Source organism: Candidatus Albibeggiatoa sp. nov. BB20, assembly GCA_016744725.1.
GTDB lineage: Bacteria > Pseudomonadota > Gammaproteobacteria > Beggiatoales > Beggiatoaceae > Albibeggiatoa.
In genome coordinates this window covers 18786-38657 of sequence record JADGDW010000003.1, presented here as the reverse complement: position 1 = coordinate 38657, position 19872 = coordinate 18786, and the positions used below count along the sequence as shown (strand labels likewise).

3 protein-coding genes and 1 pseudogene are annotated in these 19872 nt (G+C 37.2%); 2 read left to right on the top strand and 2 right to left on the bottom strand.

All coding sequences use genetic code 11. The annotated features are described in order from the left end of the window. Window positions 1–13 precede the first annotated feature (13 nt). On the bottom strand, window positions 14–892 hold the full coding sequence (locus ABXH34_RS18715; RefSeq protein WP_502710386.1) for a peptidylprolyl isomerase: 879 nt from the start codon (window positions 890–892) through the stop codon (window positions 14–16). Window positions 893–953: 61 nt separating this feature from the next. Beyond that, the gene (locus ABXH34_RS00640) at window positions 954–2948 is read right to left on the bottom strand and encodes a TonB-dependent receptor plug domain-containing protein (protein WP_353569919.1); all 1995 of its coding nucleotides are present in this window, start codon (window positions 2946–2948) and stop codon (window positions 954–956) included. A 242-nt stretch (window positions 2949–3190) separates the two neighbouring features. Between ABXH34_RS00640 and ABXH34_RS00635 the strand changes: the two genes are divergently transcribed. Further along, on the top strand, window positions 3191–9940 hold the full coding sequence (locus ABXH34_RS00635) for a non-ribosomal peptide synthetase (protein WP_353569918.1): 6750 nt from the start codon (window positions 3191–3193) through the stop codon (window positions 9938–9940). 13 nt (window positions 9941–9953) lie between these two features. After that, a pseudogene (locus tag ABXH34_RS00630) lies at window positions 9954–19823 on the top strand (amino acid adenylation domain-containing protein); the annotation flags it as partial. Between the last annotated feature and the right edge of the window lie 49 nt (window positions 19824–19872).

Here is a 19872-nt window from a genome sequence, read left to right as displayed (position 1 = left end):
CCTCTGGTGGTTTTTAGTAAGACATTGGTTCAGGCACATCGGGTTTAGATGGCGCGTCAGGCGCAGCTATTGCCTTATTTTGGTTTGAAGGAGTTGAACTTGTTGGTTCTGACTCTTCTATATCATCATTGTTATAATCCGTTTCATCTGCTACAACATCGCTATTATCATCCGTTGTAGCATCTTCAGTATCATCAATCTCAGCATCAGCAGCACTCTCATTTTCAGGACTATTATCTACTACAGGCTCATCATTCATTAATTCAACAGACTCTTCTAAGCCAGTAGGCTGGTCTTGAACTTCAACAACTCGCATGACACTGTCAATCGCAACCGCTTCAATACTGATGGGTTCAACAGGTACATTACGACGGAAAGCACCCGCTGCACCTGTTTCTACACTTTGGATCGCATCAACAACATCCATCCCTTCAACAACTGTGGCAAAAACAGCATAACCCCAACCATTTTTAGTCGGTGATTTGTGGTCTAAAAAGCCATTGTTATTGACATTGATGAAAAACTGAGAGGTGGCAGAATCGGGGGTAGAACTACGCGCCATTGCCACCGTACCACGTGTATTTTTTACACCATTATTTGCTTCATTCTTAATTGCAGGATTGGTTGGCTTTTGCTCATAGCTCGCTGTATAGCCACCACCTTGTACCACAAACCCTTTTACAACACGGTGAAATGCCGTACCTTGATAAAAATCAGACTCGGCATAGTTTAAAAAGTTATTTGTTGCAATCGGGGACTTATTTGGCATTAGCTCCAACACAATCTTTCCCATTGTAGTTTGCAATGTGACCCTAGGAATTTCCTGTGTTTTTTCCTGAGCATGACCAGATATTGCAAATAATGCGAACAAGCAGGCAATGATGTATTTCATAATGGTTTTACTCTCAGTCCGAATTAACCTGTGCAGATTGTACTCGCTTTGCACAATTTCCTCAAAATTCCCAACGAATTTGTCCGTAAACACTGCGTTCAACTTCGCCCACTAAAGGGTTAATTGAAGTATTTAGAAACTCTACATGTTGCTTATCAAATAAGTTTTGCCCAACTAAAGATAGCTCTAAATCATCGGTGACTTGCCATGCTAGACTCATATCAAAAGTGGTATAAGCATCAACTTTTAATGTACTGGACTCTATTCCATCAACATAGCGTAGCCATGTAGTTAACGACAAGTTATCTATTAGTTGCTTAGTCATTCGGACTGAAACTTGATGATGCGGTGTACTTTTCGAATTTTCATAAATTTTTTCTATGCCTTCAATTGCATCAAAATCCATGGTAATGAATGAGTAAGCAAGGCTAAATTCCAAATCTTTAGACTGTTTATAATCAACTATAAGTTCTAAACCTGCCGTTTTACCAATCATGCTATTTTCAACTTTTTCAACCAACAGTACACGCCCATTTGCCAAATCTGGTGTAATTGTTCTGCGACCTGCAAGTAATTTATCATAATCATTATAAAATAATGCTAAATCCCAAGAGAATCTATCCGAAATTTGTTGCCGTATGCCTAATTCATAAGCCGTTACAATTTCAGATTGAAAATCGGGGTTATTAACAGCTTGATAGATAAATGATGCAGGTGCAAATGGATTTTGGCTAGGTGGAAACGGGAATGTAAATAATGAATCTTGCTCTCGACGCGATGGTGTTCTAACCGCACGAGAAACGGCACTCCATAAGCTAAGCTTATCACTTGGTTTCCATAAATAACGTATATTAGGTTGTATTTCCCAGCCAGTATAATCATTATGCTCCAGCTTTGTACCAAGCGTTAATGTATGTTTTTCAGCTAATTTCAATTCATCTTGAATAAAAGCACTAAACAAGTTGTCTATACGTTTTTGTGGCACAAAAGCAAAAAAAGGTGTATCAAGTACTTTATTTGATAGCCAGCGATAGCCTATCCCCCAAATAAATTCATTTGATTCACTGAAAGTATAACGATGTTGAATATCTAAATCTAATACTTTATTAAACAGGCTTAATGTTGGCATTTTTCTTTGATATTCATCATAGTAAAGCTGTGTTGTTAATATAGATTCCTCTGAGAATTTGTGTTCTAAAGAAGACAACATATTAAACCCTTTGACATTAGACTCACCAGATTGTCTTGTAAACCAATGCATATCATCTTCTTTAGTACGATAAGCATTAGTTTGTAACATCCATTTATTATCTTTGGAAAAAGGGTGACCATCAATTCTAAATCCTGCTTGAGTTGAATGCCATTTGTCACTAGTAGGTACATTGGCATAACTATCACGTTTTAGGATTTTGGTATAAACACGAAATGAGGTTTCTGTTGCTTCGTCTAACATACCGCCATAACGTAAACTAGTTACATTTTTATCTTCAGTACCCACAGCAACACTTACCAAGCCACCTTGAGTATCTTTACTGTCTTTTGTAATAATATTGATAACCCCATTCACGGCATTTGCACCCCACAATGTACTGCCAGAGCCACGAATGACTTCAATCCGTTCTATATCGTCTATCAACATATCTACAGTGTCCCACCATACCCCGGAAAACTCTGCGGCATACACACTACGACCATCAACAAGCACAAGCAATTTATTAGAAAAAAAACTATTAAAGCCACGAGATGAAATTGCCCACGCGTGTGAATTTACTTTACTCACTTGTAAACCTGGTACCATGCGTAAAGCATCAGGAATAGTTGTCACTCCTGAGCGGCGAATTTCCTTAGATGTAACAACATAAACAGCGGCGGCTGCATCTGCTAAAGATTGTTCTTTTTTGCCTACTGAGGTGACGATTTTAACTTGTAATAAATCTTCAATCGCCCACTCTGCATAATCTTCTACTCCATCGTCATCAGCGGCATAAAGTAAAGGAATGCTCAGCATTACTGATAGTATTAAGGCAGTATTTACCTTTATTATATATTTATTCATTTTTCCTCCCCAGAAAAGTGTAAAAATACGAGTAGCAATAGTTGATGCATTTATAACGTACCTGTTGGCATTTCAACGCTTACTTTAACTACAGTCACAGTTATCCAGTTTAGTTAGTAAGCTATCAAGTTATCTCTTAGTATTAGAAATCTATGTGGCATTAAGATATATTAATACATTAAACCAAGTTGGCTAACAATACACTACATCTCAAATATTAAGATTGTTGAGCATCCGAACAAATGAATATGAATACAACAAATCATCTTGTAGAACTTCTTCAGCAGCGTTGTTTACAAACTCCAAACAAAATAGGGTATATCTTTCTAAAAGATGGACACCCCAATACTGAACTAAAATTATCTTACTATGAGCTTGATTGCAAAATACGCAGTCTAGCAGCTAAACTACAAAAAATAGTCACTCCAAGTGAGCGAGCTATCTTGTTTTATCCCCAAGGACTAGATTACATCATTGCTTTTTATGCTTGTTTATATGCGGGCATTACTGCAATACCAACTTATTCCCCACATCGTAACAGACCTGATAAACGTATCTTATCCATTGTTGAAGATGCCCAACCTAAAGTTGTACTCACCACAAGCTCTACTATCAAACATAAAGATGAATATATAAAAAATACACCGAAATTAGGCCATGCGGTTTGGATTGATAGCACAGTGGACGAAGGACTTGCTGATGACTGGAAAATGCCAAAAATAAGCGCACAAACATTAGCGTTTTTACAATATACATCAGGTTCAACAGGTTTACCAAAAGGTGTTCAAGTTTCGCACGAAAATATCATGCAGAACTCCAAATACATTAGAACTGCTTTTCAGCTCTCTGAAAATAGCGTTTCTGTTACTTGGCTGCCTAGTTTTCATGATATGGGATTGATTGACGGTATTATCCAGCCACTTTACTCAGGTTTTTTAGGCGTAATTATGCCTTCTGTCACTTTTCTACAGAAACCATTGCTGTGGTTACAAAATATTTCATATTATAAAGCAACACATTGCGGTGGGCCTAATTTTGGTTACGATTTATGTGTGCAAAAAATCACGGCTGAAGAGCGGCAAACATTAGATTTAAATCACTGGTATTCTGCCTACAATGGTGCTGAACCTATTAATAAAGAGACATTAGAACGATTTAGCCAAACTTTTGCAGAGTGTGGCTTTAAGCCTAATTACTTTTATCCTTGCTATGGTATGGCTGAAACAACCTTAATGGTATCAGGTGGCGAACTTGAGCAAACTTATCGAACTTGTATCGTGGATGCCAATAGTTTAGAAGCGCACAAGGTTGTCAAACTTGCCCTAAATAGGCTTGAAAATAGAGATAAAAAAACATTTAGAGAATTGGTCAGTTGTGGACATATTTGGTTAGATAATCAAGTTGAAATTGTCAATCCTGAAACCTTAAAACGTTGCAACACAAATGAAGTAGGTGAAATTTGGGTCAAAGGCAAAAGTGTAACTCAAGGCTATTGGCAAAATCCTGAAGCTACGGAAAAAGCTTTTAATGCTTACATTGTAGATACAGGCGAAGGCTCTTTTTTGCGTACAGGCGATTTGGGCTTTTTTGACGAGGGTGAACTTTTTGTCACAGGGCGATTAAAAGATGTCATTATTATCCGAGGGCGCAATTATTATCCACAAGATATTGAAGCCACTTTAGAGCAAAGCCATTTCACCTTGAAAACCAATGCCAGTGCTGCATTTTCAGTTGATATTGATGGCGAAGAAAAGCTCATGGTTGCAATTGAAGTTGAACGACGTTATAACCGTGAACGCAGAAAACATGCAGAATCTAAACAATCATTAGAACGCCGCCACCGTTCCGACCGACGGGAAAATCCTTATGCAGGTTATACTGATGATCGAGATGAACCATTAAATGCTGAGCGGGTGATTCAAACCATTCGGCAAAACGTATCAGAGCAACATGGATTACAAGTATATGCGGTACTTTTATTACGGGTTGGCAGTATTCCCAAAACTACTAGTGGAAAAATTCAACGTCATGCTTGTCGCCAAGGTTTTTTAGATGGCTCGCTCAATGTGGTAGGAAGTGATGTACTGGATTCTGTGATACCTGAGCAACAAAACCATCTTAATCGAGATATGTTATTAGCAACGCCTCAGTCTAAATATCCAATTATTGTTAATGCTTATGTGCATGATTTAATTTGTAATTTGTTAAACATCCCCAGCTATTATTTTGATTGGCAGCACTCAATTAATAAATTAGGTATTGATTCTTTAGCCGCAGTAGAATTACAACATCGAATTGAAAAAGATTTAGGTGTGCATTTGCCAATGGCTCATTTTTTACAAGATACAACAGTCGCCGTGTTAGCTGATAGCATTTTACGCAATTTACAAAATCCAACTATTGAGCCACAACATATTGATAATGATGATGCTTATCACCCGTTATCATATAATCAACAAGCCCTCTGGTTTTTATATAAACTTGCGCCACAAAGTGCTGCTTATAATATCTTTTTTGCAGTTGACATTACATCGCCTTTAAATTTGATTGCACTACAAAAAGCATTTCAAAGTATGACTGACCGTCACCCTGCATTACGTACCCAGTTTAGTGAACAATTAGGCAAGCCAGTACAAAAAACATGCAAAGAATTACCCGTTGATTTTGATATGATTGATATGAGTTTATGGTCTGAACAGTCTATCAATCAATATCTTACTGAGCAAAGTCGCAAACCATTTGATTTAGAAAAACAAGCGATGATGCGGGTTAGGCTGTGCCAATACAGTGATACAAAGGCCACTTTATTATGGGTTGTACATCATATTTGTATTGATTTATGGTCAATGTCCATTTTACTAGAAGAATTGCAACAATTTTATACTTTGTACAGTTTACCAAATCAAATGATAGACTTACCTAATATTGAAGCTAATTATATTGATTTTGCGTATTGGCAACAGACAATGCTTGATAATGACAAAGGGAAACAACAAGAACAATATTGGTTACAAAAGCTCTCAGGTGAATTACCTGTGTTAGATTTGCCAACCGATTATGTACGACCTAATGTGCAAACCTATGTGGGTGCATCTATCGGTTTTCAATTAGACCCTAAAATGACTCAAGCCCTTAAAGCAATGGTTAAATCTTCAGGGACAACACTGTATACGTTATTACTTGCTGCATTTCAGACCTTGCTACATCGTTATACGCAACAAAACGATATTTTAGTCGGTTCAGCATCAGCAGGACGATGTCATGCCAATTTTGATGATGTGGTTGGTTATTTTACCAATATGTTGGTATTACGTGCTGATTTCTCTAACAATCCTACTTTTAACGATTTCTTGCATCAAGTTCAAACCAATGTACTAGAAGCTTTAGAAAACCAGCATTACCCCTTTTCGCTATTGGTTGAGAAATTATTGCATGAACGTGACCCTAGCCGTTCTCCTCTATTTCAAGTGGGATTTGGATTACAGAAGCCACACAAGCTACCTGAATGTGCTCCTTTTGTACTTAAAGAAAAAGGTACAAGTATGAAGCTAGGAAACTTACATTTAGAATCCAGAGGCTTAGAGCAAAATATTGCGCAATTTGATATTAGTTTGTTGATGGTTGAAATCGACAACGGGTTAATGGGTTCATGGGAATATAATACGGCACTGTTTAAACCAGAAACAATTGAGCGTATGAAGGAGCATTTCCTGACCCTCTTATCCAGCATTATCGATGATTCGAAGCAAACAGTTTCTAACTTAGATTTATTACCTGCATCAGAACAACAGCAACTTATTGCATGGAATCAAACCCAGCAACCTTATCCACAACGATGTGCTTATCAGCTATTTGAACAATGTGTTGAGCAAATGCCTAATAATGTTGCTGTGGTGTTTGAAATTCAAAGTTTGACTTATCAACAGTTAAACCAAAAAGCCAATCAACTTGCACATTATTTACGCCATATTGGTCTTAAAACCGAAGGTTTAGTTGGAATTTGTGTTGAGCGCAGTTTAGATATGATAGTGGGTTTATTAGGCATTATGAAAGCAGGTGGTGTGTATGTGCCGCTTGACCCAACATATCCTAAAGAGCGTCTTGGTTTTATGCTGCAAGATGCACAAGTCTCTATCTTATTAACCCAAAGCCACCTACAAGCAAATTTACCTCAACACCAAGCCCGCGTGATTTGTTTGGATACTGATTGGACAGAAATGGCACAACAGCCTAATCATAATCCCGACTTGGATATTCAATTAAATAATTTAGCTTATGTGATTTATACCTCTGGTTCAACGGGCAAACCTAAAGGTGTGTTGCTAGAACATGCAGGTTTAACAAATTTAGCCACATATCAAATTAAACTATTTGATGTTCAGCCACAAAGTCGTGTTTTGCAGTTTGTATCACTAAGCTTTGATGTTTCGATTGGAGACATTACCATGGCACTGTGCTCAGGTGCATCACTCTATTTAGTCGATCAACAAAAAGAAAATATGGGTGAAAACTTAGTTAATATATTAAAGCGTGATGCTATTACTCATGTTGAATTTCCTGTTTCTGTGGTTGATTTATTACCGCGCACGTCAATTCCCTCTCTCCAAGTCATGGTGGTTGGGGGTGATTTTTGTTCACATTTGTTAGCAAGCTATTGGAGTCAATCACTACGATTTATCAATGCGTATGGGCCTACCGAAGCGACTGTATGTACTACATTTGCATCTTGCAAACCCGACTCGACTCAAGCACCGCCTATCGGATACCCCTTAGCTAATTTAACACTATATGTTTTAGATGAAAATCAACAACGTTTACCGATTGGTGCGGTTGGTGAACTCTATATTGGTGGTATTGGTGTGGCGCGTGGTTATTTAAATCGGCCAGATTTGACCGCTCAAAAATTCATCCTGAACCCATTTAAAGACAATGCTGATGATCGTCTGTATCGTACAGGAGATTTAGTGCGTTTTTTACCTGATGGGCAATTAGACTTTGTTGGGCGTGTGGATAATCAAGTGAAAATTCGGGGCTTTAGAATTGAGCTAGATGAAATTGAACATGTGCTGGCGCAGTACCTTGATATTCAAGTCGCTTGTGTTATTGTTCGAGAAGACCAAGCAAATGATAAACGTATCGTTGCTTATTTTGTCACTCAAGTAACGGTTCAAATCGAACAATTACGACAATTTATGCAGCAAGCACTACCTGACTACATGTTGCCAAAAGTCTTTGTTCAATTGGATACCTTGCCATTAACACCTAATGGAAAAATTGACCGTAAAGCACTGCCTAAACCCGATATAGAACAGCATCGAGAACAAGAATTTGTAGCAGCTCAAACCACAGTAGAACAGGTTTTAGTTAGTATTTGGTCTGAGGTGTTACATCTTGACAATGTGAGTGTCAATGACAATTTCTTTGCTTTAGGTGGCGATTCAATTCTAAGCATTCAAGTTGTCGCGCGTGCTAATCAGCAACAAATCAAACTAACTCCGCGTTTAATATTTCAATATCAAACTATTGCACAATTAGCTTCTGTCGTTCAATTAGGCTCATCAATACAAGCTCAACAAGGTTTGGTGGCAGGTAATATGGCTTTAACCCCAATTCAAAATTGGTTTTTTGCCCAATCATTGCTAAATCCACATTATTACAATCAATTGGTCTTACTAAAAGTTGCCAATCAAACTCAAGCAGAGTTCCTACAATCCGCTTTTCAATATATTCTGCAACATCACGATGCTTTGCGTTTACAGTTCCAGCAATTGAATGGGCAGTGGCAACAACAGAATCTAGCCAAAGCCGCACCTTTCACATTACAAATTGAAGATTTAGCGAATATAAGTCAAGCTGAAAAACAGGATAAAATCCAAGCGGTAACGTTACAGACTCAGGCAAGTTTAAATATTGAAACAGCAAAATTACTCAATGCGGTACTCTTTCAAAATGTAGACACAAACACTGCCTATTTATTTATTGCTATTCACCATTTAGCGGTAGATGGTGTGTCTTGGCGGATTTTATTGGAAGATATTGCAAGCTTATATCAACAGCTTGAGCAGCAGCAAACCATGCAGCTATCGCCTAAAACGACTGCATTCCAAGACTGGGCAGCTTATTTGCAAAATATTGCAGCCACTGATTTAAATTATGAATTTTGGATACAACAATTACAGAACGCACCTTGCCAAATACCCACAGACTTTGCGGCGCATCTTTCGAATAATACGGTGCAAACGAGACAAGAAGTTTCATTTATACTCTCAACTGAACAGACTAATCAGTTATTACAAAATGTGCATCAAGCTTACAACACCCAGATCAATGATATTCTGCTTACTGCTTTAGCACTGGCGGTATCAAAGTGGACAGCACAAACCGCGATACTGTTTGATTTAGAGGGGCATGGACGTGATTTAGTCGAGGATGAGTTAGATTTATCCCGCACAGTGGGTTGGTTTACCAGTATGTATCCTGTGGTGCTACAAACTAATACGACGCAGGAGATTGAAACCAGCATCAAATCAATTAAAGAACAGCTTCGAGCCATTCCTAATCATGGTATACATTACGGCATATTGCGCTATTTAAGCCAAAATGATGCTATCCAACAACAATTCCAGCATTTACCACAAGCACAAATAAGCTTTAACTATTTGGGTCAATTTGAACACAGTATGCAAAATGGACTGTTTTTAGGTATGAGTGCAGAAAAAACCGCTTTTTATCATGCTCAAAATAATCAGCGCTCACATTTAATTGATTTTAACTTAATGATATTAGACGGCACGCTTAAAATTGATTGTGCGTATAGTAGTACTTTCCATCAAGCAACAACAATTAATACGCTTGTCAAAAACTATGTTTCACAGCTTCAAGAATTAATTGAGTATTGTATTGCGCCACAAACAGGCGGTTATACGCCATCAGATTTTCCAGAAACTGATTTAAGTCAAGATGATTTAGATAACTTACTTGAACAACTTTAAAAAAGGTGTTGTCATGGATAAGAAGAATGTCGAAGCGATTTATCCTTTATCGCCGATGCAGCAAGGAATGCTATTTGAAACTTTGTATAGCGAAAAAGTAAGTTACTATATTGAACAAATCAGTTTCTCAATTGCAGGTACTGCTTTTAATCCACAACACTTTATGACAGCATGGCAAAATGTACTGGACAAACATCATACGCTACGCAGTTTATTTGTATGGGAAAAAACTAAAAAACCTGTACAAATTGTCTTGAAACAGCTTGATATTAATTTCAAAATTATTGATTGGCAAGCTATTTCAGAATCAGAACAGCAAACTCAGTTACAACAATATTTACAACAAGACAGTGTTGAAGCTTTTGTGTTGGACGACGCGCCTTTAATGCGGTTTTGCTTCATCCAATTGGCGGCCGATAAATGGCATTTTGTTTGGACGCACCATCATTTATTAATGGATGGGTGGTCTTTAGGTATTGTTTTAAAAGATTTTTTTGAATTCTATCAGGCGCACCTTAAACAACAAACCATCTCAGTTCAAGCCACTAAACACTATGCCAGTTATATACAATGGCTAGCAAAACAAGATAATGTTCAAGCACAACGATTTTGGCAACAAAACTTACAACATGTGCAGCCCACACATTATTTTCAAACCTTAATTAGCCAAAAAACACCGAATTATGTTGAACAAACTTTTTCACTTCCCACGCAAGCACAAACTGATATACAACAATTTACCCAACAGCATCAATTAACTTTTTATAGTGTGGTTCAGGGTGCATGGGCATTGCTATTAAATCGTTATTCAGAACAAAATGATGTAGTTTTTGGCACAACCGTATCGGGAAGACCTTCAGATATTCCACATATAGAATCAACTGTTGGTTTGTTTATTAATACGTTACCTGTGCGTACGATTATTGATGGACAAGAAAACCTAGTAACATGGTTGAAACAACTCCAACAAAATCAAGTTGAACATGAACAATATGCGTATAGTTCATTAGCCAATATTCAAACGTGGGCAGGTCTAGATAGTGGACAAAAATTATTTGAAACGCTGTTAGTTGTTGAAAATTACCCGTTAGATGAATCAATTAAACAGCATGTCCAATCGATTAATATTCAAGACCTTAACATTGCAGAACAAGCCCCTTTTCCTCTTACTATCACATTTATTCCACATTTATCGTTACAAGTTCGTTTAACTTATGATAGCCATCAGTTTGATATGGCAACAATTCAACAACTATTTGAGCATTTGCAATTTATTTTAGAACAATTTGTCACAAGCCCAAATCAGGCATTACAGCAATTTAGCTTACTGACGACGAAAGAAAATACCTTATTGGAAAAATGGAGTCAAACTCAAACTTCAGAAATACCTAAACTAAGTATGCATCAATTATTTGAACAACAAGTTGAAAAAACACCAAATAATCTTGCTGTCATATTTGAAGAACAAAGCTTAACTTATCAACAATTGAATACAAAAGCGAACCTATTGGCGCATTATTTACAAGCTAAAGGGATTAAGCCTGATACATTAGTTGGGTTATGTTTAGAACGCAGTCTTGAGGTTGTCATTAGTATTTTAGGTATTTTAAAAGCAGGTGGGGCGTATGTGCCGCTAGAGTTGGCTTATCCTGATGAACGCTTAAATTTCATTATCAATGATGCTAAAGCTCCAATTTTACTGACAAGTAGCAAATTAGCGACAAAATTTGCCCAAATTACAAATACAGAAATATTGTGTCTTGATCAAATTCACGATGAATTACAAAATCAGCCAGCACATAATACAGATTCACATATTACATCAAAAAATCTATGTTATGTGATTTACACCTCAGGTTCGACAGGCACTCCAAAAGGCTGCTTAATCGAACACGGCAATGTCAGCCGCTTATTTACCCAAACTCAAGCTTGGTATCAATTTAATCAAAACGACGTTTGGACGCTATTTCACTCTTATGCGTTTGATTTTTCAGTTTGGGAGCTGTGGGGCGCGTTAATTTATGGTGGTAAATTGGTGGTTGTACCGTATTGGGTGAGCCGTTCCATATCTGATTTTCACCAATTATTACAACAGCATCAAGTTACAGTATTAAATCAAACTCCATCAGCCTTTTATCAGTTAATTCAAATTGATACACAAGATAATGAACAAAAATTAGATTTGCGATACGTGATTTTTGGTGGTGAGGCGTTAGATATTCCTGCTTTAAAACCTTGGTTTAACAAAAATGGGGATAAAATACCTCAATTAGTTAATATGTATGGGATTACAGAAACCACGGTGCATGTGACTTATAGACCTTTGAGCCTAGCAGATTTAAATAGTAGTGCCAGTGTGATTGGGCAACCCATTCCTGATTTAAGCCTATTTATCTTAGACTCACAGCAACACCGTGTTCCGCTTAATATTGCAGGTGAAATGTATGTTGGTGGTTTGGGTGTCGCACGCGGCTACTTAAATCGGGATGAATTGACTGCCCAACGTTTTATTGCCAATCCATTTAATCCAAGTGAAAAACTATATCGCACGGGTGATTTAGCGCGTTATTTACCTAATGGTGATATTCAGTATTTAGGACGTATTGATCATCAAGTGAAAATTCGCGGCTTTAGAATTGAATTAGGTGAAATTGAGGCTGTATTAATCCGCTATCCTGATGTGCAAACAGCTTGTGTAACCATCCGAGAAGAACAAGCCAGTAAACGAATAGTTGCCTATTTTGTTGCTACTCAATCGCTGGATACAATGGCATTACAGGACTTTATGCAGCAGTCTTTACCTGATTATATGTTGCCTAAAGCTTTTGTACAGTTAGACAAATTACCACTGACACCAAATGGGAAAGTTGATTTAAAAGCTTTACCTATACCTGATGCAAACCCTATCAGCAAGCAGATATTTACCGCGCCACAAACTGAAATTGAATGCACGTTAGCCGCCATTTGGTCAGAGGTGTTAGGTGTTGAACAAGTTGGAATTCATGATAATTTTTTTGCATTGGGTGGAGACTCCATTTTAAGTATTCAAGTGGTAGCACGCGCAAACCAACAGCAAATCAAACTTACACCCCGCTTAATCTTTCAATATCAAACTATTGCAGCATTGGTATCGCAAGTTAATAAAGTTGAAACCGCGCAAACCCAACAAGATTTAGTAACAGGAGAAATTGCTTTAACGCCGATTCAACACTGGTTTTTTGAGCAGAATTTAACCAATCCACATCATTATAATCAATCGCTAATATTGACAGTTACCAATGACATACAAGTGGATTTATTAGAACAAAGTATACGGTATCTATTACAACATCACGATATATTACGTGTGCAGTTTCAAAAAATTGCTACTAACGAATGGAAACAATACAGTTTAAAACAAGCCGCTGATTTTCATTTGGAAGTTGAGAACATTGCTGAATTAGATACACAAAGCCAACAAGCTGCAATGCAAGCACGTATTTCTCTCTTACAAGCCAGCCTTGATATTGAAAAAGCACAGTTAATTAAAGCCGTATTATTCCAAAATGTACAACAACATCATTTAGCTATTATTATCCATCATTTAGCGATTGATGGTGTATCTTGGCGTATCTTATTAGAAGATATTGCAACAATATATCAACAGCTTGAGCAGCAGAAAACGGTTCAACTTCCTGCTAAAACGACGGCATTCCAAGATTGGGCAATTTATTTACAAAATACCGTGGAAAAATTGGAACATGATGCTGGATTTTGGTTACAACAAATTTCATCTAATGTCTCTATTCCCATCGATTTTAAAGCTCAAGCTGCTGACAATACAGTGCAATCTAGTGCAGAAATTTCATTAAGATTATCTGCTGAACAAACAACATATTTATTACAAGATGTTTCACCAGCGTATAACACCAAAATCAATGATATTTTGCTCACTGCACTGGCGTTAACTTTATCGGATTGGATGGAAAAGAGCACTATTCTAGTCGATTTAGAAGGGCATGGACGTGAAATTATAGACGATGGTATGGAACAGCTTGACTTGTCTAGAACTGTGGGCTGGTTTACGAGCTTGTATCCTGTGGCATTGCAAATTGAACAAAAACAAGCTATTGAACATCAAATTAAATCAATTAAAGAACAACTCCGCGCAATTCCACATAATGGCGTGAGTTATGGGATTTTGCGTTATCTCAATCAAAATAGTGAAATTCAGCAACAATTGCATAATCTACCAACTGCACAAATCAGCTTCAACTATTTAGGTCAATTTGAGCAGGGAATGCAAAATGGTCTATTTTCAGGAATACAGGTTGAAAAGCAAACTTATTATTATGACCAAGGCAATCAGCGAGCCTATTTACTTGATTTTGGGTTGATTGTACTTGATGGACAGTTAGAAGTTAATTGCGTTTATAGCCAAGCATTTCACCAGCCTGAACATATTGAACAACTGGTACAAAACTATGTAGCCCATTTGCAAAATCTGATTAATCACTGTTTATCCAATACAGTAGGTGCTTATACGCCTTCTGATTTCCCTGATGTTCAGTTTACTCAAACGGCCTTAGATGCTTTATTGCAACCATTAGCAAGCCATCGCAATATTGAGGCAATTTATCCATTATCGCCACTGCAAAAAGGTATGTTATTCGATAGTTTATATTCACCTGATACCTTAAGCTATTTTGTACAAATTCACTTTGAACTTGAGCAAGTCAATCTTGTATGGCTCAAACAAGCATGGGCTGAAGTGCAACAACGCCATCCTGTATTGCGTACATTATTCGCATGGGGTAATCAAGAACAACCTTTGCAAATCGTGCTTAAACAAGCTGAACTTAATTGGCATGAACAGAACTGGCAAGCTGATGATAGCACAACTCAAAATGAGAAATTATCCCAATTTTTACAGCAAGATAAAAAAACAGGGTTTAAGTTAGATCAAGCACCCTTAATGCGTTGCCATATCATCAAATTAGGTGCAGATAAATATCATTTTATTTGGAGTCATCATCATATTATTTTAGATGGCTGGTCATTTCCTATTGTGTTACAAGAAGTATTAGCTATTTATCGTGCGCTATCTGAAGGAAATGCACCACAGTTACCCACTTTGCCCGCATTTAAACAATATATTCAATGGATACAACAGCTTGATAAACAAAAAGCCCAAGAATATTGGACACAAACATTAGCTTCAGTGACCGCACCAACATCATTATCAATTAAAAAAGCACAATTTGATGAAAATGAAACGCGTTATATAGGACAGCAGTTTAATTTTTCAACACAAATTAAATCAGTACTACAAGATTTTACCCGTGAACAACACGTTACTTTGAATACTTTAGTACAAGCTGCGTGGGCATTGGTATTGGCTGGTTATAGTCGCAATCAAGCAGTGTTATTTGGCAGCATGGTATCGGGTCGACCTGCGGAACTACAACAAATTGAATCCATGGTTGGCTTATTTGCCAATACAATGCCTGTGTATATTGAAATTGATAGCCAGAAAACAGTAAAACAGTGGCTAGCACAATTGCAATCAGAACAAATTGAACGTGCCGAATTTAGCTATGAATCTCTGGTGGATATTCAACAATGGAGCAACTTACCCGCAGGTGTCAATTTATTTGATAGTGTCGTGGTGACTGAAAATTATCCGCTTGATGAATCGCTGGCAACGGGCAGTGAAACTTTGCAGCTTCGTAATCCTAAAACCGATGAACATGCAAACAGTCCACTGATTTTAGTCTTTTCTTTATTCCAAGATGAATTATCAGTACAAATTATTTATGATGAAAATCAATTTTTATCGAGTGATATTGAACGTTTGTTTGAGCATCTGAGTTTAACTTTAAGCCATTTATTTGAAAATAAAGATCAGCCTGTCAGTATTCCAATGTTGTTAACTGAAACAGAGCAAAATCAATTGGCTGCATGGAATAGCACAGACAAAGATTATCCACATGCCTGCTTACATCAATTGGTTGAACGCCAAGTACAAGCCACACCGAATGCAATTGCGGCAATCTATCAAAATCAACATTTAACCTATAAACAACTGAACGCAAAAGCCAATCAGCTCGCACACTATCTAGGTGACTTAGGCGTAAAAACTGAGGATTTTGTGGGTATTTATGTTGAACGTTCATTAGAAATGATGATAGGTTTGCTGGGGATTTTGAAAGCAGGCGCAGCGTATGTACCGTTAGACCCGACTTATCCTGCGGATCGAGTGGCGTTTATGCTGCAGGATGCACAGCCGCCTGTGTTACTGACGCAACAATATTTATTAGATAGTTTGCCTGAGCATCAAAGTCAAATTGTGTGTTTAGATAGCGATTGGAACAAAATTGCTAAAAAATCCCGTAAAAATCTAAATTTACCTATTGAGCTTAATCAATTGGCATATATGATTTATACCTCGGGTTCAACAGGTAAACCTAAAGGTGCAATGAATCCACATTTGGCTATTAGTAACCGTTTATTGTGGATGCAAGATGCTTATCAATTAACTGAGAAAGATACTGTTTTACAGAAAACGCCGTTTAGTTTTGATGTCTCGGTATGGGAGTTTTTCTGGCCATTATTGGCTGGAGCAAAGCTGGTTTTTGCCAAACCTGAAGGGCATAAAGATGCCGCTTATTTAGCGCAATTAATTCAGCAGACACAGATAACAACATTACATTTTGTACCTTCAATGTTGCAATTATTCCTACAAACTGATGGATTAAGTCAATGTGGTTCATTACGTCAAGTTTTCTGTAGTGGTGAAGCCTTGCCTGTGGATTTGCAAAATAAGTTTTTTGAAGCATTTCCCAATGTCGAATTGCATAATTTATATGGACCTACAGAAGCAGCCGTTGATGTGACTTATTGGCAATGTCAAGCAGATGAAAAATGTCATACTGTACCAATTGGCAAACCGATTAATAACATTCAAATCCATATTTTAGATAATGAGTTACGTCCTGTACCGATTGGAATTTCAGGTGAATTGCACATTGCAGGAATTGGTGTGGCACGTGGCTATCATAACCGTCCTGAACTGTCGACTGAGAAATTTATTGATAATCCTTTAGCACAGCCTGAAACTTTAATTATTCCTCAACCAGAACCAGATTTAAATTTAATCCAAAAAATAGGTCTTTTGTTTAATTCTAAATCAAATCAAGCCATTGAACCATTTACTATTACAACCACGAATAAATTGTATAAAACTGGGGATTTAGCCAGATGGTTACCAGAAGGTGAAATTGAGTATTTAGGACGTATGGATCATCAAGTTAAAATTCGCGGTTTTAGAATCGAGTTAGGTGAAATTGAAGCTGTCATCAGCCAATCGCCACAAGTGAATGAATGTATGATGTTAGTGCAAGAAGGTAATGAAATTGAAGATAAACAATTAATTGCTTTTATTGTTCCTGAAGCTGAGCAGGATGCAAGCCAAGAATCAGCTTATGTCGAACAAGTTTCAGAAATTTATCATCATACTTATGGTGAGGTGGATGAACAGGCAACTGATTTTAATATTGCAGGTTGGAATAGCAGTTATACAAGTAAGGCAATTCCCGATATAGAAATGCAAGAATGGGTTAAATATACGGTTCAACGGATTTTAGCTTTAAAACCTCAAAATATTGTTGAAATTGGTTGCGGTACAGGTTTGTTGTTATCTCGGATTGCACCGTGTTGTCGAGCCTATTTAGGTTTAGATTTATCGGCTGAAGCCGTTGCTCATGTCAGTCAATTGCAAAAATCTCATCCTGAGTTAAAGAATGTATCGTTGCAACAAGCCCCTGCAGATGATTTTAGTATAATTGCAAAAGAGACTTATAACACCTTAGTAATTAATTCTGTTGTACAACATTTCCCTAGTATTCAATATTTTGCTAATGTATTAAAACAAGCTGTTGAAACAGTACAAGATGGCGGAAGAGTTTTTGTTGGTGATATTCGTAGTTTTAGTTTATTGGAAAATTATCACGCTTCTGTACAGTTATATCAGACCAATGATAAAGTCAATTTAGCCGAGTTAAAACAACGGATTAACAAGCAATTAGCCCAAGAAGAAGAATTGGTGATTGATCCGCATTTCTTTACCGCATTGCAGGCACAATATCCACGTATCCAACATATTGAAATTTATCCTAAACGTGGTGAATTTTATAATGAGTTAACCAAATTTCGTTTTGATGTAGTATTGCATATTGGGCAAGCTCCTGAATTATGCAAGGTTGAATGGCAAGATTGGCAACCGCAATGGGATTTAACTGCAATTCGTGAATATTTGAGCGAAAAACAGCCAAAAATATTTGGATTACGTGAAATAAGTAATTTACGTTTAGTAGAAGAAAATGCTTTATTGCAACAACTGAATCAAGAACAGACTCGACCAAGCATTGCTGAATTTAGAGAACAATTTGATAAAGCAGTCAGCATAAATCCTGAAGCTTTATATCAATTAGCAGAAGAATTAGGCTATCAAATTGAAATTTCTTGGCTTAATACTGATGAATGGGGACAATTTTCCGCAGTATTCAAACAAGTCACAATTAAATGCTTAGCAGAATTTGCAAAACCTGATATTACAATAGGTTATCAAACCTATGCTAATGCGCCATTACAACAGTCAGGTGTTTATCAACAAAATTTGGTTATAGACTTAAAACAAAGGTTACAACAACAGTTACCTAATTATATGAGTCCTGCACATTATGTACTATTGGATCAGATTCCATTAACACCGAATGGTAAAGCCGATCGAAAAGCCTTGTTGGCAATGGATATTCATTCCAATCGAGATACCAATAATTTGCAGCCTGCACGTGACAATATAGAAAAAGCGTTAGTCGAAATTTGGCAAGAAGTGTTAAACGTCCAACCCATTGGCATCATAGATAATTTCTTTGAGTTGGGAGGGCATTCATTATTAGCAATTCGGGTAATGTCTAAAATTCAACAACAATTTGGGCAAAATTTACCTTTAGCCACTTTGTTTGAAGGTTCGACTATCAAAGGTTTAGCGGATATCGTACGAGATAAAATTCAAGTGCTTGATTGGCAACCTGTGGTTAAAATCCAATCTGAGGGCACAAAACCTATCTTATATTGTGTCCCTGGGGCAGGCGGTAACGTATTATATTATTACAACTTAGCGCATCTACTTGGAATCGAACACCCATTTTATGGTTTACAATCCAAGGGCTTAGATGGTGTATCCACACCTTTAGATACGATTGAAGCGATTGCAGCACATCACATTGAGCATATCAAACAAGCTCAACCCACAGGAGAGTATTATATTTGTGGTCACTCATTTGGTGGTTTTGTGGCATTTGAAATTGCACGCCAATTGGAACAGCAAGGCGATAAAGTGGCATTGTTAGCTATTTTAGATTTAGATGCTTCATTTCAAGGTGGGCAGGATCATGCTTGTCATCATTGGGATGAGGTGACATGGATTGTTGAATATTCTGAGCAAGCTGAGTTAATGACCAAGAAAAGAATGCGAGTGAAAAGAGAAGATTTATTACCCTTGAGTTCGCAAGAACGTTATGAATACTTCAAACAGCAGTTAGAAAAAGCGGGGATTTTACCACCCAATACATCACTAGAACAGTTTATTGGTTATGTAATTGTGTTTAAAAGTAATTTCTTAGCCATGATGAAATATTGTGAGCCGCAACAAGTTAAATTAGCTGCAAAAGTGGCATTGCTCAGAACTAAAACAGGGGTGCATTCAGACACCAATATAGCTATTTTGCAAGACCCTGCTTGGGGCTGGCAACAATTTATACAACAGCCTGTAATGGTGTACAACGTACCGGGCGATCATTTATCGATGCTATCACAACCTCATGTGACTTTTTTAGCTGAAAAATTAAATCATGCACTGGATAATGTTTAACAAGCAACCGTGCTGCTTA

Coding starts and splice junctions, on each gene's coding strand:
- ABXH34_RS00640 (WP_353569919.1), bottom strand. CDS start 2,948: ATGAATAAATATATAATAAAGGTAAATACTGCCTTAATACTATCAGTA.
- ABXH34_RS00635 (WP_353569918.1), top strand. CDS start 3,191: ATGAATATGAATACAACAAATCATCTTGTAGAACTTCTTCAGCAGCGT.
- ABXH34_RS18715 (WP_502710386.1), bottom strand. CDS start 892: ATGAAATACATCATTGCCTGCTTGTTCGCATTATTTGCAATATCTGGT.